The sequence below is a fragment of the Lentzea nigeriaca genome, from assembly GCF_016907955.1.
Classification (GTDB): domain Bacteria; phylum Actinomycetota; class Actinomycetes; order Mycobacteriales; family Pseudonocardiaceae; genus Lentzea; species Lentzea nigeriaca.
Genome location: NZ_JAFBCX010000025.1, coordinates 57,971 through 80,129 on the forward strand (window position 1 = coordinate 57,971; position 22,159 = coordinate 80,129).

Below are 22,159 nucleotides of genomic sequence, written 5' to 3' on the forward strand. Positions count from 1 at the left end.
TCAGGACAGTTCCGCGCGCACGGCGGTGACTAGAGGAGTGACGGCTGCGGCGACCGCGGGACTCAGTCCGGTGCCGAAGCCGACGTCGGTGACCTCGACGGCGTAGATCACGAGCCGTTCGGGCCTGCGGTCGAGCGCCTCGGCCAGCTCCACGGCTTCCGGCACGCCGAAGCCGTGCGAGCTGGCGGCAGGGATGGTGTGCGGCAACGTGGTGCGGTGCCACCGGCCGGCGACCGACGGCGTGCACCGGACGGCGTCGACGATCACGACGACGTCGGTACCCTCCCACGCCTCCATCAGCCGCACCGGGTCGCCGTCGCTGATCTCGGCGCGCACGCCGGAAGCGGCGAGCGCACGGGCTACGGCCGGGCCCACACCGTCGTCGCGGCGGAACTCGTTGCCGACCCCGATCACCACCGCGCTCATGTGCTCTCCCTGGTGAAGTCCAGGAAGTGCGCCGAGCAGGAGATGCACGGGTCGTAGTTGCGGATCGTCCGTTCGCACAACGACTGCAGTGCGTGGTCGTCGAGGTGCTGGTGGGATCGGACCACCTGGGCCACGTCCGCCTCGATCGCCGACTGGTTCTGGGACGTGGGCGGCACGATGTCGGCGCTGAGGATCCGGCCTGCCGCGTCGAGCCCGTACCGGTGGTAGAGCAGGCCGCGCGGCGCTTCGGTGATGCCGTGGCCGACCCCGGCACGAGGGTCCACCTCGACCCAGGGCGAGTCCGGGCGTTCGTACGAGTCGATGATCCGCAACGCCTCCTCGACCGCGTACACGACCTCGACGGCGCGCACGACGATGCTGCGGAACGGGTTGCGGCACACCGGACCGAGCCCCACCGCCGCGGCCGCTTCCCGCGCGACGGGGGAGAGCCGGTCGGAGTTGAGGCTGTACCGGGCGAGCGGGCCGACCAGGAACGTGCGGTCGTCCAGCCGCGCGTGCAGTGCCGTCGAGTGCGGTACTTGGTGCTCCACCACGTGGTTGCTGAAGTCGGCCACGGGGAAGGTGAGGCCGGTGCTGGTGTGCGGCGCGCCGCGGTCGAGCGGGTAGCCCTCGTCGTCGCGCAACGCCAGCAGGTCGTGCGGCACCTCGAGGTCCGGAAAGTCGAACCCGGCGACCCACTCGAGGGTGCCCAGCGCGTCGTACAGCGCCTGGTGCAACGTCTTGGCGAGCGGTCGCAGCTCGTCGGGTGTCGGCACGCGGTAGAACCCGCCGACGCGGACGTTGACCGGGTGGATCGCGCGCCCACCGATCACATCCATGATCTGGTTGCCCGCCTTCTTCAGCGCCAGCCCGCGTTCGACGATCGCTCGGTGCGCGCCGGCCATCGCGATGCCGTCGGCGAAACCGAGGAAGTCCGGTGCGTGCAGCAGGTAGATGTGCAGGGTGTGGCTGGAGATCCACTCGCCGCAGTACAGCAGCCGGCGTAGCGCCCGCAGCTGTCCGCCGACCTCCACCCCGCACGCGTCCTCGATCGCCTGGCAGGCGCTCATCTGGTACGCGACAGGGCAGATGCCGCAGATGCGTGCGGTGATGTCGGGTGGTTCGCGGAAGTTCCTGCCGCGCAGGAACGCCTCGAAGAACCGAGGCGGTTCGTAGATGTTCAGCTCGACGCGGTCGACCTCGCCGCCGACGGTGCGCACGTGCAGCGCGCCCTCGCCTTCGACCCTGGCCAGGCCGGCGACCTGCAGCGTGCGGTTCGCGCGATGGGTCATGTCCACTCCGCGTCGGCGTTGAAGGTGCGGAACACCAGGTGCAGCTCGTCGTCGCCCATGCCGCTGCGCCGCAGCAACGGCACGAGCGCGGGCACGTTGGGCCGGTTCATCGGGCCGAAGCAGCCGTAGCAGCCGCGGTTGACCGCCGGGCACAGCGCTCCGCAGCCGGCGTGTGTGACCGGCCCGAGGCACGGGGTGCCGTGCGCGACCAGCACGCAGGTGAGGCCGCGGCGCTTGCAGTCCGTGCAGACGCTCGTGTCGGGGAGATCGGGTTTCCGCCCGGCCAGCAACGCGGTGAGCAACTCCAGCAGCTGTCCCTTGTCGATGGGGCAGCCGCGCAGTTCGTGATCCACGCTGACGTGGGCGGAGATGGCCGTCGAGGTGCCCAGTGTCGCGATGTGCTCAGGGCGGGCGTAGACGATCGAGCGAAACTCGTCGACGTCGGCGAAGTTCCGCAACGCCTGGATGCCGCCCGAGGTCGCGCACGCGCCGACGACGACCAGCACATCCGACTGCTCCCTGATCCAGCGGATCCGCTCGGTCTCGTCCGGTGTGGTCACGGATCCCTCGACGATCGAGATGTCGTACGGGCCGGGTTCGCTGACGCTCGTGGCCTCGAGGAAGTGCGCGATGTGGACGTGCTCGGTCAACGGCAACAGCTCGTCCTCGCAGTCCAGCAGGGTGAGCTGGCAGCCGTCGCACGAGGTGAACTTCCACACCGCGATCGTGGGCATCACAACTCCTTCGCCAGCAGCAGCGGTTCGGCCATCGGGTAGCCGGTGACCGGACCGTCGCGGCACAGCAACAGCGGACCGAGCTGACAGTGCCCGCACAATCCGACACCGCATTGCATATTGCGTTCCAGCGAGACCTGGATCCGTTCGGCGGGCAGGCCCCGGCCGAGCAACGTCCTGGCGCAGAACCGCATCATCGGCTCCGGTCCGCACAACAGCGCGGTGGTACGGTCCGGGTCGAGCGGGATCGACGCGAGCGGTTCGGTGACGAAGCCGACGCGGCCGTGCCAGTCGTGGTCGCCGTGGTCGACGGTGAGCACGACGTCCACATCGGACAGTTGAGCGATCTCGTCCTGGTACAACAGGTCCTGCCGGCTCCTGGCACCCGCGATGAGCACGGTTCGCTTGGCCGGGTGGCCGAGCACGGGACGCAGCGGCGCGAGCCCGATGCCGCCCGCGACCACGAGCAGGTCCTCGGCGTCGTCGAGCCGCCACGCCGTGCCGAACGGGCCGCGCACCCCGATCACCGTGCCGGGTCCGGCGTCGTGCAACGTCCGGCTCACCGCACCGACGGCGCGGATCGTGTGCACGAGCGTGCCGTCACCGGGGATCGCGCTGATCGATATGGGCACCTCGCCGACGCCGTGCGCGTAGAGCATGGCGAACTGGCCGGGGCGGAACGCGGGCAACGACTCGGCGACCGGCCGCAGCGTCAGGGTCACCGAGTCATGTGTCTCCACGGTCCGCGTCACGACCTCGTACGGCGTCGGCACCCAGGTCGTCATGAAGGGTTCCGGTAGAGGTCGAGCAGCCGGATCCTGGTGGCCTGCAGGCGGTTCAGCAGCGCGTCGATCAGGATCAGGGAGAGTTGGTAACCCAGCGCCGGGTCCTCGTCGGCGAGCACGCGCAACGCTCCGGTGTCCACGACCGCGGCCCGTGTCGGCGACACGACGGTGGCCCCGAAGTGCCACCGGTACGGCGGCACGAGCCACGACCAGCCGAGGAGCTCGCCGGGGCCGATGCTCTGCAGCGTGATCCGGCCGCGCGGGGGCACCACCGTGTCGATCATGACACACCCGCTCAGGACCACCCAGCACTGGTCGGCGAGCCCGCCCTCCTCGAACAGCCGCGTGCCCGGCTCGTAGGTCTCGATCCGGCTGACACCCGCGATCGCCGCGCGCTGGGTGTGCGACAGACGCGTGAGCAGGGGGAGCGCGTCGAGGTCGGTCATGGGAATGGTCATGGTCGCTCACCGCCGAGTTCCATCATGGTGGCCAGGGCTGCTGCTTCCTCGGTGATGTCGATCCCGGCCGGGCACCAGGCGATGCACCGTCCACAACCGACACAGCCGGACGTGCCGAACTGGTCGTGCCACGTGCCGAGCTTGTGGGTCATCCACTGGCGGTACCGCGCGGCACCGGACGTGCGCACCGCGCCGCCGTGGAGGTAGGAGAAGTCGATCTCGAAGCAGGATGCCCAGCGCTGCGACCGTTCCGCGTTCCCGTCGAGGTCGGTGGTGTCCTCGACGGAGACGCAGAAGCAGGTGGGGCAGACCATCGTGCAGTTGCCACAGGTGAGGCACCGTTCGGCGACGGTCTCCCAGTGCGCGGAGTCCCGGTTGGCGGTGAGGACGTCGCGCAGGTCCAGTTCGGGCATCGCCCGGCCCATGCGTCGCGTGGCTGCCTCGACGTCCTGATCGGCGAGTGCGAGGTCGTTCGGTGACGCCGGCCGGGCGGGCACGCGAGCGAGGACCTCGGCACCTTCGTCGGTGCCGGAAGTGGCGAGGAACCGGTGACCGTCGGAATCGATGCGTTCCGTCAGCGCGATGTCGTAGCCTGCTCCCGCGGCAGGCCCGCAGCCCATCGAGGCGCAGAAGCACAGCTCGCCGGGCTCGGTGCACTGGGCGGCGACCACGAAAGGAGCTCTGCCTCCGACGATCTGGCGCAGTTTGGCGATCGCGGCGAGATCGCAGGGCCGCACGCCGAGGAACGCGTAGTTCGGCGCGTCGTCCTCGGCCGGGTGCAATCCGCTGCTGTCGCTGGAGAGCAGCCTTCGGCGAGGTGGGTGCAGGAACCTCTTCCACGACTGGGGACCGGCAGAATGCCCGAAGACTGCGGCGTCCGCCCGTCGGCGCACCCGATAGTGGCCGGGACCGGTCTCGACGCCCCACCCGCTCGGCAGGCCGGCGGCGGAGCTCAGCTCGGCCAACGTGATGGCGTCGTCCCGCAGGACAGGACCGACGACAACGCGGCCGTCCCTGCGCAGCACGCGGACGAGTGCGTCGAGGCCGTCGAGGTCGAGCACGACGTTCATCTCCGCCACCTCCTGAGTCGTCTCCCATCGTCACGGCCCGGCAGGTCCGGCCCCAGTGACCAAGGACCCCTCCGGCGGGGCGCCTCGGTCCTGGCTCAGCCGGGACGCCGCTGCCGCAGACGCCCCGGCCGTCAGCAGATCCGCGGCAACTGCTCGCCGACCAGCACGTCGACGACGCGCGACGACCCGACCAGCGTGTGGGCCAGCACGCGGCCGGGCACCCCGTGGGTCACCTCGCCGATGATCGTGGTCCCGGCCCCTTCTGGCAGGGCTCGCATCGCCGCCACCACGGCGTCGACCGACGCGGGTGCCACGAAGGCGACCAGGCATCCCTCGTTGGCCACGTGCAGCGGGTCCAGCCCGAGCAGGTCGCACGCCGCGGCAACGGGAGCCGGTACCGGCACGTCCGCCTCGACGATCTCCACGCACACCTCGGACGCCGCCGCGATCTCGTTCAGCGACCCGGCGAGACCGCCACGCGTGGGATCGCGCAGCGCGTGCACGTCCGCGCCGCCTGCCGCGATCATCGCGGCCACGAGCTCGTGCAATGGCCGGCTGTCTGAGAAGACTTCGGCCTCGAAACCGAGTCCTTCGCGGGCGCTCAGGATGGAGATGCCGTGCTGGCCGATCGGTCCCGACACGAGGACGAGATCGCCCCGCATGGCGCTCACCGCGGACGGCCAGGCGTCGCGCAGCCGCACACCCACGCCGGTCGTCGTGATGTAGAGGCCGTCGGCAGCACCGCGACCCACCACCTTGGTGTCACCGGTGACGATCGGAACACCCACGGCACGGGCGGCGGCCGCGGCTGAATGCGTGATCTCGCGCAGTTCCGAGATCGGCAGGCCCTCCTCGATGATGTACGCGAGGCTGAGCGCGATCGGCCGTGCACCGCGCATCGCGAGGTCGTTCACGGTGCCGTGCACGGCGAGCGAGCCGATGTCGCCACCGGGGAAGAACCGCGGCGTGACGACGTAGCTGTCGGTGCTGAAGACCTGGTCGAGGCCGATCAGTGCGGCGTCCTCCAGCGGTCCGGTGAGGCCGAGCTCGGGGGTGATGACCTCGGTGAGCAGCTCGGCCATGAGCTGGCCGCCGGAGCCGTGCCCGAGCAGCACGCGTTCGGTTTCCACGCGGGGGACGGGGCAGGAGAGTGTCATCGGTGCTCCAGGGTTCGGCCGGCGTTGAAGAACGCCGCGCAGGTGCCCTCGCTGGACACCATCGGTGCGCCCAGCGGCGTTCTGGGGGTGCAGGTGCGTCCGTAGGCGGCGCAGTCGGTCGGCACGCGGGTGCCGCGCAGGATGTCGCCCGCGATGCAGTCCGGGGACTCGCGGGTCACGAGGTCTCCGACGGCGAACCGGGTTTCGGCGTCGTAGCGGGCGAACTCGGGGCTGAGCGCCAGGCCGCTTGCCTTGATCGGGCCGATCCCGCGCCAGGTCCGGTCGGTCACCTGGAACACCCGCCGCATGGCGTCCCGGGCGGCGGTGTTGCCGGACCGGCGGACCGCGCGGGCGTACTGGTTCTCGACCTCCGCGCGGCCCTGTTCGAGCTGCCGCACCGCCATGAGGATGCCCTCGAGCAGGTCGAGCGGTTCGAACCCGGTCACCACGACCGGCACGCCGTACTTCTCGGCGATCGGCTCGTACTCCGTCCAACCCATGACAGCGCACACGTGCCCGGCTGCGAGGAACGCCTGCACCTGCGTGTCCGGTTCGTCCATCAGCGCCGTGATCGCGGGAGGCACCAGCACATGGCTCACGAGCACGCTGAAGTTGGTCACGCCGGTCGACGCGGCATGCAGCACTGTCATCGCGTTGGCGGGAGCGGTCGTCTCAAAGCCGACCGCGAGGAACACGACCTCGCGGCCGGGGTTCTCCTGGGCGATGCGAACGGCGTCGAGCGGTGTGTAGACGACGCGTACGTCCGCGCCGCGGGCCTTGAGGGAGAGCAGATCACCGGACGTACCGGGCACGCGCAGCATGTCGCCGTAACTGGTGAAGATCACGTCCGGCCTGGCGGCGATCGCAAGTGCCTTGTCGATGGTCTCCAGCGGTGTCACGCACACCGGGCAGCCGGGGCCGTGGATCATCCGGATGCCGGCGAGCAGCAACTCGTCGATGCCCTGCCGCACGATCGTGTGAGTTTGACCGCCGCAGACCTCCATGATCGTCCACGGTGTCGTGGCCGTTGCCCGCAGCTCGGCCAGGAGGCGCCGGGCCAGCACGGGATCGCGGTACTCCTGCAGGTACTTCACGTCCCCAGCTCCGTTTCGATCGCGTCGGGCATCGCGCGCAGCACGGCGAGCGTCTTGGCCGCTTCGTCCTCGTCGACCAGGGTGATCGCGAAGCCGACGTGCACGATCACGTAGTCGCCGACCTCCGCCTCCGGTGTGTAGGCGAGACAGACCGGCCGGCGCAGGCCGTCGAAGTCGACGGTCCCCGAGCGCGGCTCGGCGTCGTCCAGCGTCACGATCCGTCCCGGAATCCCCAGGCACATCAGCTGTCCCCTCCCGCCAGAACGGCCGCTGCCACGGCGGCCTGTCCGTAGCTGATTGCCTGCCGGGTGTGGGTTCAGTGGACGCGCTCTGCGGCAGGCTGAGCGTCACCGTCGCGTGGGGAGCCGGGTTCCCGTCGCCGGCAAGTGCCGGCCCGGTGGACATGCCGACGTACAGCACCACGGTCAGCCACCCCGCTGCGACCGCGCTGAGCATCCGGGTGATCATCACGCCTACACCGTCGAGTACGGTTCGTCGCGCTCGATCGAAGGCGACACCTCGGGCTTCTTCGGGTATCCCCGGCTCTGCTCCGCCAGTTCCACGGCGAGGTCCTCCTGGCGTTCCTCCGCCCGGTAGCGCGTCAGGACCGCCATGGTGACCGCGTGGGCTGCGGCCAGCAGGAGCAGCACGATCCCGAGCTTGGTCACGAGCTTCTGCAACGAGCCGTCCACAGGCAGGTCGATCGTGGAGATCAGCGCGACGAGCCCCAGCACGATCAGCGAGAACAGCGTGGTCGTGAGCCAGCTGGCGGCAAGACTCCTGCCGGGGTGGTCGTCGTCGCAGAGGTATTTGCGGCCGCTGAGTGTGATGATCACAGCGTCGATCACCACCAGCAGCGCGCTGACGACGAGGAAGGCGATGTAGCTGTCGGTGTCCATGTCCTCAGGGTCGAGGCGGGACGGATACCGGCACAGGGAACATCGTCCCTGACCCGGCGGGACGTCCCGCCCTGGGTGTCCTGTTCCGGCCCCGCTGAGATGCAGTCATGACTGTCGCGACAACAGGTCTTTCCTCGGCCGAGGCGGCGAGGCGACTGCACGACGACGGGCCGAACGCGCTGCCGGTCGCCCGACGGAGGCATCCGTTGCTGCTGCTGGTGGAGCAGCTGGTGCACTTCTTCGCGCTGATGTTGTGGGTGGCCGCGGTGCTGGCGCTGATCGCGGGAATGCCCGCGCTGGCGGTGGCCATCGTCGTCGTGGTCGTGCTGAACGGTGCTTTCGCGTTCGCGCAGGAATATCGGGCCGATCGCGCAGCACAGCGGTTGCGCGATCTGATGCCGGTGCGGGCGACGGTGCGCAGGGACGGCCACCTCCGGCAGGTCGACGCTGCCGAGCTGGTCGTCGGTGACGAGCTGGTGCTGGAGGCTGGTGCACGGGTCTGCGCCGACGGGGAGGTGCTCACCGCGGCCGGGCTCGCCGTCGACGAGTCGATGCTGACCGGTGAAAGCGTTCCGACGAGACCTGAAGCGGGTCGACACGTCTACGCGGGTACGTACGTCGCGGAAGGCGAGGCATCGGTGCTCGTGACGGCGACGGGCACGCACACGAAGCTCGCGGGCATCGCCGCGCTGACCCAGGAGGCCAAGCCACCGCGCAGCCCACTCGCGGCGCAGCTGCACAAGGTCGTGGTGGTCGTCTCGGTGATGGCGGTCGCGGTGGGTGCCGTCTTCTTCGGCGTCGCGGTGCTGCTGGGACTTCCTGTCGCAGAAGGGTTTCTGTTCGCGATCGGGGTCACGGTCGCGCTCGTGCCGGAAGGACTGCTGCCGACCGTCACGTTGTCGCTGGCCCGCGCGGCGCAGAGCATGGCCGCCAAGAAGGCGTTGGTGCGCAGGCTCGACGCTGTGGAGACGTTGGGCGCCACGACGTTCATCTGCACCGACAAGACCGGCACGTTGACCCGCAACGAGATGTCGGTCGTGCAGGTGTGGACGCCACGGGGCGAGATCACCGTGCGCGGCACCGGTTACGAGCCGACCGGCACGGTCAGCGGTCCCAGCGAGGCGGTCGAACACGTGCGCGCGCTGGCATCGACCGCCAAGCGGTGTTCACCCACTGCCCACGCACGCCATCACGACAACAGGTGGCTCCCCGTCGGCGACCCGATGGAGGTCGCGCTGCACGTCCTCGCCGCACGTCTGGGGGTGGACGGCCCTTCAGAAGACGCCGTGCGGTTCCCGTTCGACCCGAGGCGCCGGCGATCGTCCGTTGTGGACTCCGAGGGCGTGCACGTGACCGGCGCGCCGGACTCGGTGCTGCCGCTGTGCGGGACCGTGCCGGGTGCCGATGAGGCGCTGGCTGGGCTGGCTCGGCGTGGGCTGCGGGTGCTGGCGGTGGCCCGCAGGCCGGGCGACGGGCAGACCTGGCAGGAAGCCGAACGGGACCTCGAGCTGCTCGGCCTGGTCGGCCTGCAGGACCCGCCCCGTGACGACGTGGCAGACGCCATCGCGTCCTGCCAGTCGGCGGGTATCCGCATCGCGATGATCACCGGCGACCACCCGGCGACCGCACGAGCCATCGCCGAGCAGGTCGGCCTGCTGGGGCCGGACGGCCTGGTGCTGGAGGGCAGGGAGCTGCCGGCCGACCAGGACGAGCTGGGCACGGTGCTGGACCGGGACGGCGTCGTGGTCGCCCGCGTCACTCCGGAGGACAAGCTGCGGATCGCGACGGCGTTGCAGCACAAGGGACACGTCGTCGCGATGACGGGCGACGGCGTCAACGACGGACCTGCACTGCGTGCCGCCGACATCGGCGTCGCCATGGGCGCGTCCGGCACCGACGTCGCCCGCGAGGCCGCCGACCTCGTGCTGCTCGACGACCACTTCGGCACCATCGTCGCCGCGGTCGAGCTGGGTCGCGCGACGTTCACCAACATCCGCCGCTTCCTCACCTACCACCTCACCGACAACGTCGCCGAGCTCACGCCGTTCGTGGTGTGGGCGTTGTCCGGCGGCTCGATCCCGCTCGCGATCACCGTCCTCCAAGTGCTCGCCCTCGACATCGGCACGGATCTGCTGCCCGCGCTGGCATTGGGTGCCGAGCCGCCGAACAAGCGCACCATGCACGGACGTCTGCGCACCGGGGCGCTCATCGACGGTGGCTTGGTGCGGCGAGTCTTCCTCGTGCTCGGTCCCGCCGAGGCTGCGATGTCGATGCTGGCGTTCCTCGTTGTGCTGTTCGCCGGTGGCTGGCACCTCGGCGAGGCGCCTGGCGCGGCGTTGCTCGCTACCGCGTCCGGTACCGCGTTCGCCGCGATCGTGCTCGGCCAGCTCGCGAACGCCTACGCGTGCCGCAGCGCGACCCGGCCGGTGTGGAGCGTCGGGCTGCGGGGCAACAGGTTGCTGGTGTGGGCGGTGGCGTTCGAGCTGGCCGTGCTCGCGGCGTTTCTGTTCGTGCCCCCATTGCCCCGCCTGCTCGGCGGATCGGCGCCCTCCGCGCTCGGCTGGGGGCTGGCGTTGGCGGCGGTTCCGGCCGTCGTGGTGGCCGATGGTGTCGCAAAGGCGTTTCTCGCTCGTAAATTGCACCGCACACGGCCAGAACGGCCCCTTACGCCGTGACGACGGCATGCCACATGGTGGCTGACATGACGAGTACACCGATCTTCGATGCGCTCGCCGAGGAGCTCGACGTCACCTGGCGCGGCTTCGGTGAGATCCCCGCGCAGGCCGGGGCGGACGAGGAGGACAAGCCGGTGAGCGGACGTCTGGAATGACCTCCGCTACGGCTCGAGGCACTCCGGGATCGAGTCGCTCTGGCCGTCGGGTTCTGCGGTGTGGCCTGCGGGTCGTAGATCTTCACCCAGCGCACCGAGCTGAACTGCTTGAGCGTCGGGAAGACCTCGCCGGCGACGGTGAACGTCGCGCCGTGGCTGGAGCAGCCGCCGGTGAGCCGTACCCGCGCGATTCCATCCACAATGGACAGATCGGTGAATCCGGTGGCGTCTGAGCTGACGAACCTGAGCCGTTGCGCGATCTCCTCCTGGGCAGGGCCCGCGTACAGCCGCTGCAGTGCGCCGCGGGCGGTGGCCGGTGGGATCACCTGCCGCGACACGGCTCGGGTGTAGGGCTCGGCACCGTGCTCGAACGGATCCAGGTCCAGGAAGTGGACGCTCACCGGGACAGTGCGGAACGGTGTGGCGATGTCGATGACGACCCGGCTCGGGTTGGTCAGGGTGAACACCGTGACGCCGGTGCGCTGGGCGAGGCCGATGCCGAAGCTCAGCACGCCTTCGAAGTCCCCCGAGTCGACCACCTGGATGACGTTGGGCAGGGCGTAGGTGCGGCGGGGCGGTCCGTAGGTGACGTCGCCGTTGTCGTCGTGGCCTCTCCCGGATGCCATCCGGACCTGCAGGATCGCGTCCCCGGCCACCGGCACCGGCAGGCCGGACGGATCACCGATCAGCTCGGGTACGTAGTCGGCGTTCCGCTGTGCGGGAACAGGTCCCGTGAACTCGAACACGACCCGGTCGTAGTCGGGGTGATGTGAGGCCCGGACGGCCACCAGCGTCGAAGTCTGCTGCGCGGTTGCCGCGGGCGTCGTTGCGCCACTGACCGCGACCACGCAGGTGATCAGCGCGAGAACTGCGCGGATTCTGCTCATCGCTACACAGTGATCCCGCGCAGGATGCTGGAGATAGGGGCCAATCGTCCCCAACGTCAGCCTTGATCACATCAGACTCTGATGTCGCGATGCTCGAACGCCTGTGCCGCACCCACCACGAGGATCGCGGTGACCACGACCAGCCCGGCCAGCCCGAGCCAGTTCGGGTGACCGGTCAGCGCATCGTTCACCGCGGCGTGATGGAACGGCGAGAGCACCCGCCACGGTCGCAATCCCTCTGACAGCGGGGAAAGCGCGTCGAGCAGGTAGGTCAGCAGGCCGAGCCCGACCGGGATCGCGACGGCCAGGCCCGGCTGGCCGGTGAGTGCGCCGATGAGCAATGCCAATGCGCCGAACGGAAGCGCCACCACCGCACTCGCCTTGACCGCGAAGACCAGGTCCAGCCACGGCACCCCGAGGCCGGCGACACTGCTGCCCATCACGAGCACGACCCCGAAGGACACCGTGACGAGTGCGAGGGAGACGAGCACCGCGAGCGCCTTGTCCAGCAGCAGGCGGGTGCGGGAGATCGGGTTGGCCAGCAACAGATCCATCGTGTGCGCCTTCTCCTCGCCCGCGGTGGCCCTGGCGGCTTGACCGATGGCGACACCGAGCAGCACCAGCGGCGCGAGAAACCCGAACACCTCGCCCTGCAGGTAGCCGACGCCGCTGGCGAGCGACTGCTGGACGTTGAACAGCGCCTTGAACGCATCCGGGTACGACTCGAGCAGCTTCTCGAACTCCACGGCGGCACCCCGCACGGCCGGGTACACGGCGAGCTGCAGCAACACGCTCGCCACGAGCACGATGCCCCAGCCGATGGTGCTGCCCCGGTTGTCCCGCAACGACTTCGTCATGAGATCAGTCGTCATCGGAGTGCTCCTCGGTGTAGTGGACGAAGATGTCCTCGAGGTCGGGCTCGTGGCTGGTGACGTTGAGCAGGGGGAACCGGGCCGCCGTGCGCACCAGTTCGCCGACCGAGCCGCTCACCCGGCAGCGGACCTCGGTGCCGCTCACCTGAACCGCGGCCTGCACACCGGGAATGCCGCTGAACGACGCTGCCGCGACCTCTTCTCCGAACGTGAAGGTGAGTTCCCGCATCGCGTTGGCCTTCAGCGACGTGACGGTGTCCTCGACGACGAGGCCGCCGGCAAGCAGGATTCCGACTCGGTCAGCCACCTGCTCGACCTCAGACAGCACGTGCGAGGAGAACAACACCGTGCCGCCGCCATCGACGTACTCGCGCAGGTAGGTGTGGAACTCCCGCTGTGCCAATGGATCGAGGCCGCTCGCGGGTTCGTCGAGGATCACGAGCTCCGGCCGGTGCCCGAACGCCTGCACGATGCCCAGCTTCTGGCGGTTGCCCTTGGAGAGCTCGGCCGTGCGCCGGTCGAGGTCCAGGTCGAGCCGCTTGGCCAGCCGCACCGCCTCGGAGGGGTCGGGATGCTCGCGCAACGCCCCGCAGAAGCGCAGGTAGTCGGCGCCGGTCAGCCGGTCGTAGAGCACGAGGTCACCGGGCAGGTAGCCGATCCGGCCGCGCAGGCGGGGCGACATGGGCGAGCCGAAGAGTCTGATGCTGCCGCGCGTCGGCCTGATCACGTCGATCAGCAAGCGCAGCGTGGTGGTCTTGCCCGCGCCGTTCGGCCCGAGCAGCCCGTAGACCTCGCCGGGGAGCACTTCGAGGTTCAGGGCGCGCAAGGCGACTGTCTTGCCGTAGGACTTGCTCAATTGCCGTGTGCTGATGACGTTCATCGCAGACCGCCGGTTTCCGCGGAGTGTTTGACAGTGCGCAGGATCGCGCGGCTGATCACACCGATGAACGGCGTGCTGATCCGCCAGTAGCGGCGGAAGCTCAGCCACGCGCGCGGGTCGGTGAGCACGACACGCATCTCGGCGGTGACGAGCGTGCGGCGCTGGCCGTAGGGGAGCGTGGAGATGGAGCAGACGACCTTGGCGTAACCGGGCTCGTTGAAGTCCATGAAGTCCCGCGCCTCGACGGGCACCCACTTGGCGACGGGTTGCCAGACCTTGCCGATCGCGCCGAACACGATCTCGTGACCCGGACTCTCGCCGAGCACCGCCCAGTCGGTGCCCGCGTCGAGGTCCTCGATGGTCAACCGCGTGCGCTGCCGGGGAGTCTGTCGCGAGCGCCAACGCTCCGGCAGCTCGCGCAGATGGACCGCGGCGGTGACGAGGAAGCCGTGTAGGTCGGTCAGGTCCAGGTCGTGCACCGCCTGGTAGGTGGAGGCCGGGTCGGCGTCGACCACGACGTGGTCGGTACGGCCGAACTCACACCGTGGTGCGAACTGGTCGGCGAGGAGTGGGAATGGAAGGGACGCCACGGTGTTCCTCCTGGACGGATCGGTGCACCACGAGTACGGGGCAGGGGGCGTGGTGGAGCGCGGCTCTGGTCACGGCGCCGCACGTGCGAGTCTCGCCGGGACCGACGACGATCAGGTCGGAGTCAGCGCAGCGGCTGATCGCCTCATGTGGCTGACGTCGCACGAGCACTGCTGTGTGCGGGTAGCCGGCGAGCAACTCGGTCGAGCGTTCCAGGACCCAGCCGTGGTCCTCGTCGAGGTCCTCGCGCACGACGGGCATCGGCGCGGCGTGCAGCACTCGGAGCAGCGCGCTGTGGCTCATGGCGAAGACCACGGCCCTGGCGAGGACGCCCGCGTCGTCCGGTCCGCCGCTGACGAGAGCCGTGACCCGCCCGTGCAGCCCGCGCCGGGCGGCGGTCGTCCCTCGCACGACCACCGCATCGCAACCCGCAGCGCACACGAACGGCACCACGTGGCGGCCAATCCCGAGCGACGAGCCGGTGCGGTTCTGGTAGCCGAGCACCACGAGCTGACCGTGGAAGTCGTCTCCCGGCCGGTGCTTCTCGAGTTCGGCGCCGACGAGTTTCGCGTGCGCTGCAGCCCACTGCTCGGCTTCCTCGGTCCACGGGGAGCCGTCTGCGATCACCACGACAGGTTCCATGCGTTCACGGTCGCCCCACGCGAAAGTTGTTCCCAGTGCGAAGGGTGCCCACCTGCGCGGGACGAAGGTCCTCGCACCAGCGGGTCTCGTGCCGCTGTGTGAGCGGGCCGGTCAAGAAGCACGGTGTTGTCCTCGGCACGAGGAGGCACGACGATGAGCACGCTGACGTTCCTCGGTGGGACCGGCACGGTCACCGGAAGCAAGTTCCTGTTCGACACCGGTGGTTCGCAGGTGCTGGTGGACTGCGGGTTGTTCCAGGGCCTGGCGCCGTTGCGGCGGCGCAACTGGCAGCGGCCACCGCTCGAGGAGGACCGGCTGGACGCCGTCGTGCTCACCCACGCCCACCTCGACCACTGCGGCTACCTGCCGGTGCTGGTGCGGCACGGGTGGCGCGGCCCGGTGTTCACGACCGAGGGCACCGCCCATCTGGCGGCGATCGTGCTGGCCGACAGCGCGCACTTGATGATGGAGGAAGCACGGCAGGCCAACGAGTCGGGCTGGTCCAAGCACAAGCCGGCCTTGCCGTTGTACGACGCGGACGATGCGGAGCGGGCCACGAAACTGTTCCGGCTGATCGACTTCGAGGCGGCGCGCTCGATCGCCGACGGCGTCGACCTGGAATTCGGCCGCGCCGGCCACATCCTCGGCTCGGCCTGGGCACACCTGACGCTGGGCGACCGGAGCGTGGTCGTGAGCGGCGATCTGGGCCGGCCCGCACACCGGGTCCTGTTGCCACCGCAGCCGAGGCCGGCTTGCGATGCGTTGCTGATCGAGTCGACCTACGGCGACCGGCCGCACGACGACGCCGCGGCGACGGAGCTGTTCGCGGACACCATCCGCCGGACGGCCGCACGCGGCGGCAGCGTGCTGATTCCCGCGTTCGCGGTGGACCGGACCGAGGTCATCCTGATCGAGCTCGCCAAACTCGTGCGCGCGGGGAGGATTCCGGATCTGCCGGTGTTCGTGGACAGCCCGATGGCACTGGCGTCATTGCGGGTCTACCGGCAGGCGATCGCGAAGAGCTGGCCGGAGATCCGGCCCGAGCTCATGAACGGCGAGGACGCCTTCGACCCCGGCCAGTTGGCCGAACTGCACACGTCGGCTCAGTCGATGCAGGCCAACGACCCAAAGAAGCCGTCGATCATCATCTCCGCGTCCGGCATGGCCACCGGCGGCCGGGTGCTGCACCACCTGAAACACATGCTGCCCAACAACAGGCACACCGTTCTCATCGTCGGCTACGCGGCGGTGGGTACGCGAGCCCGCTCGCTCGTCGACGGCGCCCGTGAGATCAAGATCCACGGCCGGTACGTGCCGGTGAGGGCCGAGGTCCAGGTGCTCGACGCGTTCAGCGCACATGCCGACGCCGACGAGCTGCTCGGGTGGGCGACCAGCGGACCCGCGCCTGCCGTCTCGTACGTGGTGCACGGAGAACCAGAGAGCGCGGCGACCTTGGCGGACCGCCTGGCGGCCGAACACGGGTGGACTGCCGTGGTGCCGAGAGACGGTGAGCGGGTGCTCGTGTGACCCGTCCTCAGTTCGTCGAGGTCGTCGGCTCCAACAGCAGTTCGGCAACCGGTCGCCGCGGTGTCGCGGGGACCGGGGTGCTGAACCCGACGCGCAGCACGGTCTGAGGGAGGAGCATGCCGCCCAGCGCACGGCGCAGTTCCTCCCGCACGGCCCAGACCTCGACCGGCTGGGACATGAACGACGCGGACAACCCGAGCGTGGTCGCGGTGAGCAGCACGCGTTGCATGGCCTGGCCCGCCTGGAGCTCGCCGAGCGGGCCGTCGTAGTGCGAGCACACTACCGCCACCAGGGGGTTGGACTCGTAGTCCTTTCCGGACAGGCGTTGGTGCTGCTGCCCGGGGTGGAAGTCGCGGAACGCCCACTCGTCCTGCGCTTCGGGCCGGACACCGGCGGACGCGCGTGGTACGCCGTCGGTCGCGCCGGGCCGATGCCCGGTGAACGCTTCGAGCTCGGCCTGCACCCCGTCGTTCTCCTGCTGGATCTGGTGCGCCCGGCGCACCAGCCCCTTCATCGTGGCGACTTCCTCGCGGGTTCCGACGATGTGCAGCCACGACCGCTCCAGCTCCGCCGCCCGCACCAAGGCATGCCGGTGCCGGGCGTCCACACCGGACTCGAAGAACGGCCGACGGTTGGTGCGACGGGTCGGCACGGCCTTGAGCAGGGCCAGCATCTCGTCGTCGGGCTTGAGCCCGCCACCTCGGCGGACGGTGGCCAGTGCGCCGGGTGCCTCCTGGCCGGGCAGGATCGTGACCAAGGGGCGCACTCCAAAACCTTGCAGCGCGACGCGCAGGTTGAACAGAGCGGCACCGCAGGACAGCCGCAACTCGCGGTCCTCCGGGTCGGTGGCCGGGAGCCTGCGGTCGAGGTCGGCGTGCAGTTCAATACGGTCGGGCAGCACCCGGAAGCGCCACGGCTGGGTGTTGTGCACGGACGGTGCGAGCGACGCCGACCTCAGCACCGCCTCCACCTGGTCCGGTGCCAGTCCCAACGCCCCGATCATCTCCGCCATCCCCGTCACCCCGTTGTATTGCCTGCTGAATCTGGTTCGCGCAACTCTCACCTTCTCGCCGGGTAGACCCCACTGCCGAAAGTCCTCACCTGGCAGGGACTGCTTGGCGCCACAACGACCACGTGTCAGGCTTTGATCCATGACGGGTTCAGCAGAAAGCCAGTCGCGCAGCCTGCTGGGCGGACTGAGGCTCGACGATCTGCTCGACGAGATGCGCGAGCGTCTGGCCGAGATCGGGTCGACGCGGGACAAGATGCAGGGCCTGCTCGACGCCGTGCTCGCGGTCGGATCCGGCCTGGAGCTGGACTCGACCCTGCAACGCATCGTCCAGGCCGCTGTCGGACTCGTCGGGGCTCGGTACGGTGCGCTGGGCGTGCTCGGCCAGCACCACAACCTCTCCCAGTTCGTCTATGTCGGGATCGATCCCGAGACCCGCTCGAAGATGGGCCACCTGCCAGAGGGCAAGGGCCTGCTCGGCCTGTTGATCAAAGACCCGCGGGCGATCCGGTTGCACGACCTCAGCGAGCACGCCGCCTCGGTGGGCTTCCCGGCCAACCACCCGCCCATGCACAGCTTCCTCGGCGTTCCCGTACGGGTGCGCAACGAGATCTTCGGCAACCTCTACATGACGGAGAAGACGGACGGCGCTGATTTCACCCCGGACGACGAGGTTGTGCTGGAGGCGCTCGCGGCTGCCGCCGGCGTGGCGGTGGAGAACGCCCGGCTCTTCGAACGGTCGCGGTTGCGGGAGCGGTGGCTGGAGTCCACCGCCGAGATCAATTCGCAGTTGCTGGGCGGAGCCTCGGGGGAGGACGCGCTCCAGCTCATCGTTCACCGGTGCATGGAACTGGCGGCCGCGAACAGCGTGGCCGTGTTCCTCGCCGCGGGACCGGACCAACGTTTGCACGCCGTTGCCCAAGCTGGTGCGTCGCTGGTGGACGGCACGATCGACTCATCAGCGACGGTTCTAGCCGAGGTGCTGGAGTCGGGGGCCCCGATGCTGGTCGAAGACCTGGAGGGGCTGTTCGGTTCGGACGAGACCGAGTTGGGCGCGTGCGTCATCGTGCCCCTGCGCGTGGGTACCGCGGTGTCCGGCCTGCTGGTGACGGTTCGGGAGAAGGGTGCGGTGCCGTTCGGGGCGGATCTCATGCCGTTGCTCGCCTCACTCGCCGACCAGGCGGTGGTCGCGCTGGAGTTCGCGGAGAACCAGAAGGCGCGGCGTCTGGTGGACGTGCTGGAGGACCGCGACCGGATCGCCAGGGATCTGCACGACCACGTGATCCAGCGGCTGTTCGCCACCGGGATGAGCCTGCAGGGCGCGCTGACCTGGGTGAACCACCCCGAGGCCAAGCGCAGGGTGCAGAAGGCGGTCAACCAGCTCGACCAGACCGTGCTCGAGATCCGCACGTCGATCTTCGACCTGCAGTCGGCAGACGACGACACCGGGTTGCGGCGCCGGCTGCTCGACATCGTCGCCGAGCTGACCGAGGGCGCCGAGCTGACACCGGCGGTGCGGATGAGCGGCACGATCGACAACCTGGTGCCCGACCACCTCGGCGAGCACGCCGAGGCCGTGGTGCGCGAACTGGTCAGCAACGCCGTGCGGCACGCGAGGGCGACCGAGCTAACCCTCACCGTCGAGGCGGGGGACATGCTGATCATCAGCATGGTGGACAACGGCGTCGGCATGCCGCCACAGGTGGCCCGCAGCGGCCTGCGCAACCTGGAGCAGCGTGCGTCCGGCTATGGCGGATCGTCTGCAGTGGCGGACGAACCCGGCGGCGGCACGCGGGTCACCTGGCAGGTACCGCTCGACTGACTAGCCCTCCTCGAGAGGTGCGGGCTTGACGAGCTTCGACGCGAGCACGGCGGCCTGGGTGCGGCGTTCCAGGCCGAGCTTGGCGAGCAGGTGCGAGACGTAGTTCTTGATCGTCTTCTCGGCGAGGAACATCTTGTCCGCGATCTGCTTGTTCGTGAGTCCCTCGCCGATCAGGTCGAGCACCGTGCGCTCCTGCTCGGTGAGCATGCGCACCGGGTCACCGTTCTCGCGTTCGCGGCGGATCCGCTTCAGCAGCGCCGACGTCGACCTGGCGTCCAGCAGCGACTGTCCGGCGGCGACGGTCTTCACCGCGTTGGTGAGGTCGGAGCCGACGATCCTCTTGAGCACGAACCCGGACGCACCCGCCATGATCGCGTCGAACAACGCCTCGTCGTCGGTGAACGACGTGAGCATCAGGCATTTCAGGTCGGGCAGCCGCGACATCAGTTCCCGGCACAGCTCGATGCCGTTGCCGTCGGGCAGCCGCACGTCGAGCACGGCGACGTCCGGTGCCACCGCGGGCACCCTGGTGAGCGCTTCGGTGACCGAGGAGGCCTCGCCGACGACCTCGAGGTCGTCCGAGGCGCTGAGCAGTTCCCTGATCCCGACGCGGACCACCTCGTGGTCGTCCACCAGGAACACTCGCGCAACCACCGTCATCACCTCTCGCTCAACGACATCGAGTTGAACGATCCTCCACATGGACGAGCCGACACAGGGACCAAAGACTCTGATCAACGTGAGCGCAAGGTCTTGCGAACCCGGTCGAACTCGTCGGTGTCGATGTCGCCCCTGGCCAGCCGCTCCTCGAGGATGCGCAGCGCCGCACCGCCGCCCTGGTCGCCCGTGCGGCGGAGCAGGGCCACCCCGAGCGCGATCAGGCCACCGAAGAACACCAGCATGAACAGCGTCATCATCACGAAGCCGCCCCAGCCCATCGGGCTGTCGTAGTACCAGTGCATCTTGCTCTCCTCACTTGGCCGGCTGTGCCGATGCGTGCGTGACGGCCTCGATGTCGCCGGCGGCCGCGTCGAGCAGCTGGTGCGCGAGGTCGGCGAGCGCACGCGACACCGCGAGCTCGTCACCGATCTCCGGGACGTCACGGTCCGCGGGGTTGAGCCGGGCCAGCCCGAACCCGACCAGGTGGGTCTTGTCCGCGGTGTGCAGGCGCGCCTCCGCCCTGGTCTGCGACTCGTGCTCGTCGAGGTAGATCTCGACCGACCACTTCTTCGCGGTGCTCATGGAACCTCCTCTTCCGGGGTTCCAGCGTGGAACGTCAGTGCTGCCCGCTCGCAGAGTCCAACGTCCCGCGCCGGGCGAGACCCTCCGCCCTGTCCGGCGGGCCGGAGCGGGCCGGATCGTCGAAGCATGCGCTGGAGTGCCGCCGAAGCGGCGGACATCGTGGAAGCAGCCAGGAGGGCGCCCGTCTACAGCGAGGGCAAACCCTGGGTGCTCGAACTGCACAACCGGTCGGTCTACCTCTACGAGGTCGCGCACAGGTCGTCGCACGACCCCCTCGGGATGGACCGGCTGCTGACCTGCGGCGCGGCACTCGAACACATCGTGCTCGCCATCCGGGCCGCAGGCTGGCACGCGAAGGTCGTGTTCCCCGCCGACAACGCGAACCCGGACCTGATCGCGATCGTGCGCGCCGACCGGCGGCTGCCGCCGGACCCGCGCGAGCTGGACCAGCACCGCGCGACGCTGCTTCCCGAGGGCACCGCCGATGGTGCGGCCCGCGACCTCGTGTCCGCCAACCACTGGGCGGGCACCGAGCTGCATCCGGTCGACGACGACACGCTGGTTGTGGTCACGGTCGGCGACAGGCGCACGGACCACGTGCGGGGCGGTGGCGCGTTGCAGGCCGCCGTGCTCGCGGCGCGCTCCGCGGGCTTCCGGGTCCGGCCCGTGATCCACCTGATGCACCGGCAGGAGTGGCGGGCAGGTCTGATCGAACGCCACGAGCTGGCGGGTTTCCCGCAGGCGCTGCTGCTCGTGGGTGCCAACGACCGGAGAGGAGAAGCGCCATGCGTGCTCGCGACATCATGACCAGCCCCGCCATCACGGTGCGACCGGAGGTGCCGGTGCGCGGCGCGGCGGCGCTGCTCGTGTCGCACGGATTCACCGCACTGCCGGTCGTCGACGACGACAAGCGGCTCATCGGCATCGTCACCGAGGCGGACCTGCTGCGCAACGGCTACGTCGACGAGACCCACGGCCAGACCGTGGGCGAGGTGATGACCTCTCCCACCGTCGCGATGGACGCCGGCGCACAGGGAGCCGTGATCGCCAGAGTCTTCGTGGACGACCGCATCCGCTGCGTGCCCATCGTCGACGGCTCGCACGTCGTCGGCGTCGTCACCCGCCGCGACCTCGTGCGTGTGCTCGCCCGCACGGACACGACCGTGTCGGCCGAAGCGCAACGGATGCTCGACCTCTACAGCGGCGGCAGTCGCAGGTGGACGGTCGTGGTGCAGGACGGCGAAGCCGTGGTCGGTGGGGAGGCCGCTGATGACGAGACCGAACGTGTGCTCACCGCTCTCACGGGTGCCGTGCCCGGCGTGCTGCGCGTCCGCGTGCTGACGGGGGGAAAGCGATGAAGGGACCTGACGCCCCGGTCGTGGTCGGGGTCTTCGGCTCGTCGTCGGCGCCGGCCGCGGTGAAGTGGGCCGCCGACGAGTGCGCTCGCCACCACGCACCGCTGCGGCGGGTGCACGGGTATTCCTGCCCGTCCGGGGATACCCGGAGATCATCCTGACCGGCACCGAGATCCAGAAGGCCATCGAGGACCAGGCGCACGGGTGGCTGACCGAGGCGGTTGCCGCTGCCCGTGCCGCCGCGCCGATGTCGAGGTGACAACCGAGGCCTTCAGCGACAACGGGACACATTTGCTGATCAAGGAGTCGCGCGACGCCCGGCTGGTGGTGCTGGGATCGCAGGGGCTCGGCAACGTGACCGGCCTGCTGGTCGGCTCGACCGCGCTCGCGCTTGCCGCACACGGGACGTGCCCGACGGTGGTCGTCCGTGGCACGTCGGTGCCCGATGGTCCGGTGGTGGTCGGTGTGGACGGCTCGCCGCCTCGATGCGTGGTTGCTCGTTGACCGCGCTCATGTGCCGGCAGGACTTCATGGTGGAGAGCGCCTGCAGCGCGTCGCGGTTCACTGTGGACTGGGATCAGGTCGAGGGG

Annotated in this window: 26 protein-coding genes; 7 read left to right on the plus strand and 19 right to left on the minus strand. The window is 69.7% G+C overall.

Annotated elements, in window-relative coordinates; genetic code table 11:
• The 10 genes from JOD27_RS41885 to JOD27_RS41930 all read right to left on the minus strand — a co-directional run bounded on the left by JOD27_RS41885 (position 1) and on the right by JOD27_RS41930 (position 7,915).
• Entirely contained in the window at positions 1-426 is a 426-nt protein-coding gene (locus JOD27_RS41885) for a hydrogenase maturation protease (RefSeq protein WP_204767947.1), read from the minus strand.
• Positions 423-1,718 (minus strand): Ni/Fe hydrogenase subunit alpha, encoded by a 1,296-nt coding sequence (locus JOD27_RS41890; protein ID WP_204767948.1) that lies wholly within the window; start codon positions 1,716-1,718, stop codon positions 423-425. Before JOD27_RS41890 ends, JOD27_RS41885 begins: the two co-directional genes overlap by 4 nt.
• Positions 1,715-2,452, minus strand: a complete 738-nt coding sequence (locus tag JOD27_RS41895; protein ID WP_204767949.1) for an NADH-quinone oxidoreductase subunit B family protein — start codon at positions 2,450-2,452, stop codon at positions 1,715-1,717. Before JOD27_RS41895 ends, JOD27_RS41890 begins: the two co-directional genes overlap by 4 nt.
• On the minus strand, positions 2,452-3,237 hold the full coding sequence (locus tag JOD27_RS41900) for an FAD/NAD(P)-binding protein (protein WP_204767950.1): 786 nt from the start codon (positions 3,235-3,237) through the stop codon (positions 2,452-2,454). The genes JOD27_RS41895 and JOD27_RS41900 overlap by 1 nt, the downstream gene beginning before the upstream one ends.
• Positions 3,234-3,695, minus strand: coding sequence for a Crp/Fnr family transcriptional regulator (locus tag JOD27_RS41905; protein ID WP_204767951.1), 462 nt, complete (start codon positions 3,693-3,695; stop codon positions 3,234-3,236). Before JOD27_RS41905 ends, JOD27_RS41900 begins: the two co-directional genes overlap by 4 nt.
• Positions 3,692-4,765 (minus strand): 4Fe-4S dicluster domain-containing protein, encoded by a 1,074-nt coding sequence (locus JOD27_RS41910; RefSeq protein ID WP_204767952.1) that lies wholly within the window; start codon positions 4,763-4,765, stop codon positions 3,692-3,694. The genes JOD27_RS41905 and JOD27_RS41910 overlap by 4 nt, the downstream gene beginning before the upstream one ends.
• A gap of 131 nt (positions 4,766-4,896) precedes the next feature.
• Entirely contained in the window at positions 4,897-5,922 is a 1,026-nt protein-coding gene (gene hypE / locus JOD27_RS41915; RefSeq protein WP_204767953.1) for a hydrogenase expression/formation protein HypE, read from the minus strand.
• On the minus strand, positions 5,919-7,016 hold the full coding sequence (hypD, locus tag JOD27_RS41920; protein WP_204767954.1) for a hydrogenase formation protein HypD: 1,098 nt from the start codon (positions 7,014-7,016) through the stop codon (positions 5,919-5,921). Before hypD ends, hypE begins: the two co-directional genes overlap by 4 nt.
• Entirely contained in the window at positions 7,013-7,258 is a 246-nt protein-coding gene (locus JOD27_RS41925) for a HypC/HybG/HupF family hydrogenase formation chaperone (protein ID WP_204767955.1), read from the minus strand. Before JOD27_RS41925 ends, hypD begins: the two co-directional genes overlap by 4 nt.
• Before the next feature lie 231 nt (positions 7,259-7,489).
• The gene (locus JOD27_RS41930; protein WP_204767956.1) at positions 7,490-7,915 is read right to left on the minus strand and encodes a hypothetical protein; all 426 of its coding nucleotides are present in this window, start codon (positions 7,913-7,915) and stop codon (positions 7,490-7,492) included.
• 107 nt (positions 7,916-8,022) lie between these two features.
• Between JOD27_RS41930 and JOD27_RS41935 the strand changes: the two genes are divergently transcribed.
• Positions 8,023-10,590 carry a cation-translocating P-type ATPase gene (locus JOD27_RS41935; protein WP_204767957.1) on the plus strand — a complete coding sequence of 856 codons (2,568 nt, stop codon included), beginning with the start codon at positions 8,023-8,025 and terminating at the stop codon, positions 10,588-10,590.
• On the opposite strand, the gene JOD27_RS41940 is transcribed toward JOD27_RS41935, so the two are convergent.
• From JOD27_RS41940 to JOD27_RS41960, 5 genes are all read right to left on the minus strand, one after another.
• Positions 10,580-11,632 (minus strand): AMIN-like domain-containing (lipo)protein, encoded by a 1,053-nt coding sequence (locus JOD27_RS41940; protein WP_204767958.1) that lies wholly within the window; start codon positions 11,630-11,632, stop codon positions 10,580-10,582. The two genes, JOD27_RS41935 and JOD27_RS41940, sit on opposite strands and share 11 nt — an antisense overlap.
• A gap of 71 nt (positions 11,633-11,703) precedes the next feature.
• Complete coding sequence (locus JOD27_RS41945; RefSeq protein WP_204767959.1) at positions 11,704-12,504, minus strand: ABC transporter permease subunit; 801 nt, start codon at positions 12,502-12,504, stop codon at positions 11,704-11,706.
• Positions 12,494-13,360 carry an ABC transporter ATP-binding protein gene (locus JOD27_RS41950; RefSeq protein ID WP_204767960.1) on the minus strand — a complete coding sequence of 289 codons (867 nt, stop codon included), beginning with the start codon at positions 13,358-13,360 and terminating at the stop codon, positions 12,494-12,496. The genes JOD27_RS41945 and JOD27_RS41950 overlap by 11 nt, the downstream gene beginning before the upstream one ends.
• Positions 13,361-13,380: 20 nt before the next feature.
• The gene (locus JOD27_RS41955) at positions 13,381-13,974 is read right to left on the minus strand and encodes a hypothetical protein (protein ID WP_204767961.1); all 594 of its coding nucleotides are present in this window, start codon (positions 13,972-13,974) and stop codon (positions 13,381-13,383) included.
• Positions 13,922-14,614, minus strand: a complete 693-nt coding sequence (locus JOD27_RS41960; protein WP_204767962.1) for a universal stress protein — start codon at positions 14,612-14,614, stop codon at positions 13,922-13,924. Before JOD27_RS41960 ends, JOD27_RS41955 begins: the two co-directional genes overlap by 53 nt.
• A gap of 153 nt (positions 14,615-14,767) precedes the next feature.
• On the opposite strand from JOD27_RS41960, the gene JOD27_RS41965 reads away from it, so the two are divergent.
• The gene (locus tag JOD27_RS41965) at positions 14,768-16,141 is read left to right on the plus strand and encodes an MBL fold metallo-hydrolase RNA specificity domain-containing protein (protein WP_204767963.1); all 1,374 of its coding nucleotides are present in this window, start codon (positions 14,768-14,770) and stop codon (positions 16,139-16,141) included.
• Between the two features lie 7 nt (positions 16,142-16,148).
• Here the strand turns inward: JOD27_RS41965 and JOD27_RS41970 are convergent, their stop codons facing one another.
• Complete coding sequence (locus tag JOD27_RS41970) at positions 16,149-17,153, minus strand: Acg family FMN-binding oxidoreductase (protein ID WP_204767964.1); 1,005 nt, start codon at positions 17,151-17,153, stop codon at positions 16,149-16,151.
• A gap of 139 nt (positions 17,154-17,292) precedes the next feature.
• On the opposite strand from JOD27_RS41970, the gene JOD27_RS41975 reads away from it, so the two are divergent.
• Complete coding sequence (locus JOD27_RS41975; protein WP_204767965.1) at positions 17,293-18,972, plus strand: GAF domain-containing sensor histidine kinase; 1,680 nt, start codon at positions 17,293-17,295, stop codon at positions 18,970-18,972.
• On the opposite strand, the gene JOD27_RS41980 is transcribed toward JOD27_RS41975, so the two are convergent.
• From JOD27_RS41980 to JOD27_RS41990, 3 genes are all read right to left on the minus strand, one after another.
• A complete protein-coding gene (locus JOD27_RS41980; protein WP_307830629.1) occupies positions 18,973-19,626 on the minus strand; it encodes a response regulator in 654 nt (217 codons plus the stop codon).
• Positions 19,627-19,706: 80 nt separating this feature from the next.
• Positions 19,707-19,934 (minus strand): SHOCT domain-containing protein, encoded by a 228-nt coding sequence (locus tag JOD27_RS41985; RefSeq protein ID WP_204767968.1) that lies wholly within the window; start codon positions 19,932-19,934, stop codon positions 19,707-19,709.
• A gap of 10 nt (positions 19,935-19,944) precedes the next feature.
• Positions 19,945-20,214 (minus strand): DUF1876 domain-containing protein, encoded by a 270-nt coding sequence (locus tag JOD27_RS41990; RefSeq protein ID WP_204767969.1) that lies wholly within the window; start codon positions 20,212-20,214, stop codon positions 19,945-19,947.
• 126 nt (positions 20,215-20,340) lie between these two features.
• Between JOD27_RS41990 and JOD27_RS41995 the strand changes: the two genes are divergently transcribed.
• From JOD27_RS41995 to JOD27_RS45645, 4 genes are all read left to right on the plus strand, one after another.
• Entirely contained in the window at positions 20,341-21,021 is a 681-nt protein-coding gene (locus JOD27_RS41995) for a hypothetical protein (protein ID WP_204767970.1), read from the plus strand.
• Positions 21,000-21,572, plus strand: coding sequence for a CBS domain-containing protein (locus JOD27_RS42000; RefSeq protein ID WP_204767971.1), 573 nt, complete (start codon positions 21,000-21,002; stop codon positions 21,570-21,572). Before JOD27_RS41995 ends, JOD27_RS42000 begins: the two co-directional genes overlap by 22 nt.
• Before the next feature lie 64 nt (positions 21,573-21,636).
• Positions 21,637-21,828 (plus strand): hypothetical protein, encoded by a 192-nt coding sequence (locus JOD27_RS45640; protein ID WP_239571419.1) that lies wholly within the window; start codon positions 21,637-21,639, stop codon positions 21,826-21,828.
• A complete protein-coding gene (locus JOD27_RS45645; protein ID WP_307830630.1) occupies positions 21,825-22,073 on the plus strand; it encodes a universal stress protein in 249 nt (82 codons plus the stop codon). The genes JOD27_RS45640 and JOD27_RS45645 overlap by 4 nt, the downstream gene beginning before the upstream one ends.
• The last annotated feature ends 86 nt before the right edge of the window (positions 22,074-22,159 follow it).

What these genes read in the sequence shown, in the direction of transcription:
- JOD27_RS41885 (WP_204767947.1), bottom strand. Translation starts at nt 426, where the DNA reads ATGAGCGCGGTGGTGATCGGGGTCGGCAACGAGTTCCGCCGCGACGAC.
- JOD27_RS41890 (WP_204767948.1), bottom strand. Translation starts at nt 1,718, where the DNA reads ATGACCCATCGCGCGAACCGCACGCTGCAGGTCGCCGGCCTGGCCAGG.
- JOD27_RS41895 (WP_204767949.1), bottom strand. Translation starts at nt 2,452, where the DNA reads ATGCCCACGATCGCGGTGTGGAAGTTCACCTCGTGCGACGGCTGCCAG.
- JOD27_RS41900 (WP_204767950.1), bottom strand. Translation starts at nt 3,237, where the DNA reads ATGACGACCTGGGTGCCGACGCCGTACGAGGTCGTGACGCGGACCGTG.
- JOD27_RS41905 (WP_204767951.1), bottom strand. Translation starts at nt 3,695, where the DNA reads ATGACCATTCCCATGACCGACCTCGACGCGCTCCCCCTGCTCACGCGT.
- JOD27_RS41910 (WP_204767952.1), bottom strand. Translation starts at nt 4,765, where the DNA reads ATGAACGTCGTGCTCGACCTCGACGGCCTCGACGCACTCGTCCGCGTG.
- hypE (WP_204767953.1), bottom strand. Translation starts at nt 5,922, where the DNA reads ATGACACTCTCCTGCCCCGTCCCCCGCGTGGAAACCGAACGCGTGCTG.
- JOD27_RS41925 (WP_204767955.1), bottom strand. Translation starts at nt 7,258, where the DNA reads ATGTGCCTGGGGATTCCGGGACGGATCGTGACGCTGGACGACGCCGAG.
- JOD27_RS41930 (WP_204767956.1), bottom strand. Translation starts at nt 7,915, where the DNA reads ATGGACACCGACAGCTACATCGCCTTCCTCGTCGTCAGCGCGCTGCTG.
- JOD27_RS41935 (WP_204767957.1), top strand. Translation starts at nt 8,023, where the DNA reads ATGACTGTCGCGACAACAGGTCTTTCCTCGGCCGAGGCGGCGAGGCGA.
- JOD27_RS41940 (WP_204767958.1), bottom strand. Translation starts at nt 11,632, where the DNA reads ATGAGCAGAATCCGCGCAGTTCTCGCGCTGATCACCTGCGTGGTCGCG.
- JOD27_RS41945 (WP_204767959.1), bottom strand. Translation starts at nt 12,504, where the DNA reads ATGACGACTGATCTCATGACGAAGTCGTTGCGGGACAACCGGGGCAGC.
- JOD27_RS41960 (WP_204767962.1), bottom strand. Translation starts at nt 14,614, where the DNA reads ATGGAACCTGTCGTGGTGATCGCAGACGGCTCCCCGTGGACCGAGGAA.
- JOD27_RS41965 (WP_204767963.1), top strand. Translation starts at nt 14,768, where the DNA reads ATGAGCACGCTGACGTTCCTCGGTGGGACCGGCACGGTCACCGGAAGC.
- JOD27_RS41970 (WP_204767964.1), bottom strand. Translation starts at nt 17,153, where the DNA reads ATGGCGGAGATGATCGGGGCGTTGGGACTGGCACCGGACCAGGTGGAG.
- JOD27_RS41975 (WP_204767965.1), top strand. Translation starts at nt 17,293, where the DNA reads ATGACGGGTTCAGCAGAAAGCCAGTCGCGCAGCCTGCTGGGCGGACTG.
- JOD27_RS41985 (WP_204767968.1), bottom strand. Translation starts at nt 19,934, where the DNA reads ATGCACTGGTACTACGACAGCCCGATGGGCTGGGGCGGCTTCGTGATG.
- JOD27_RS41990 (WP_204767969.1), bottom strand. Translation starts at nt 20,214, where the DNA reads ATGAGCACCGCGAAGAAGTGGTCGGTCGAGATCTACCTCGACGAGCAC.
- JOD27_RS41995 (WP_204767970.1), top strand. Translation starts at nt 20,341, where the DNA reads ATGCGCTGGAGTGCCGCCGAAGCGGCGGACATCGTGGAAGCAGCCAGG.
- JOD27_RS42000 (WP_204767971.1), top strand. Translation starts at nt 21,000, where the DNA reads ATGCGTGCTCGCGACATCATGACCAGCCCCGCCATCACGGTGCGACCG.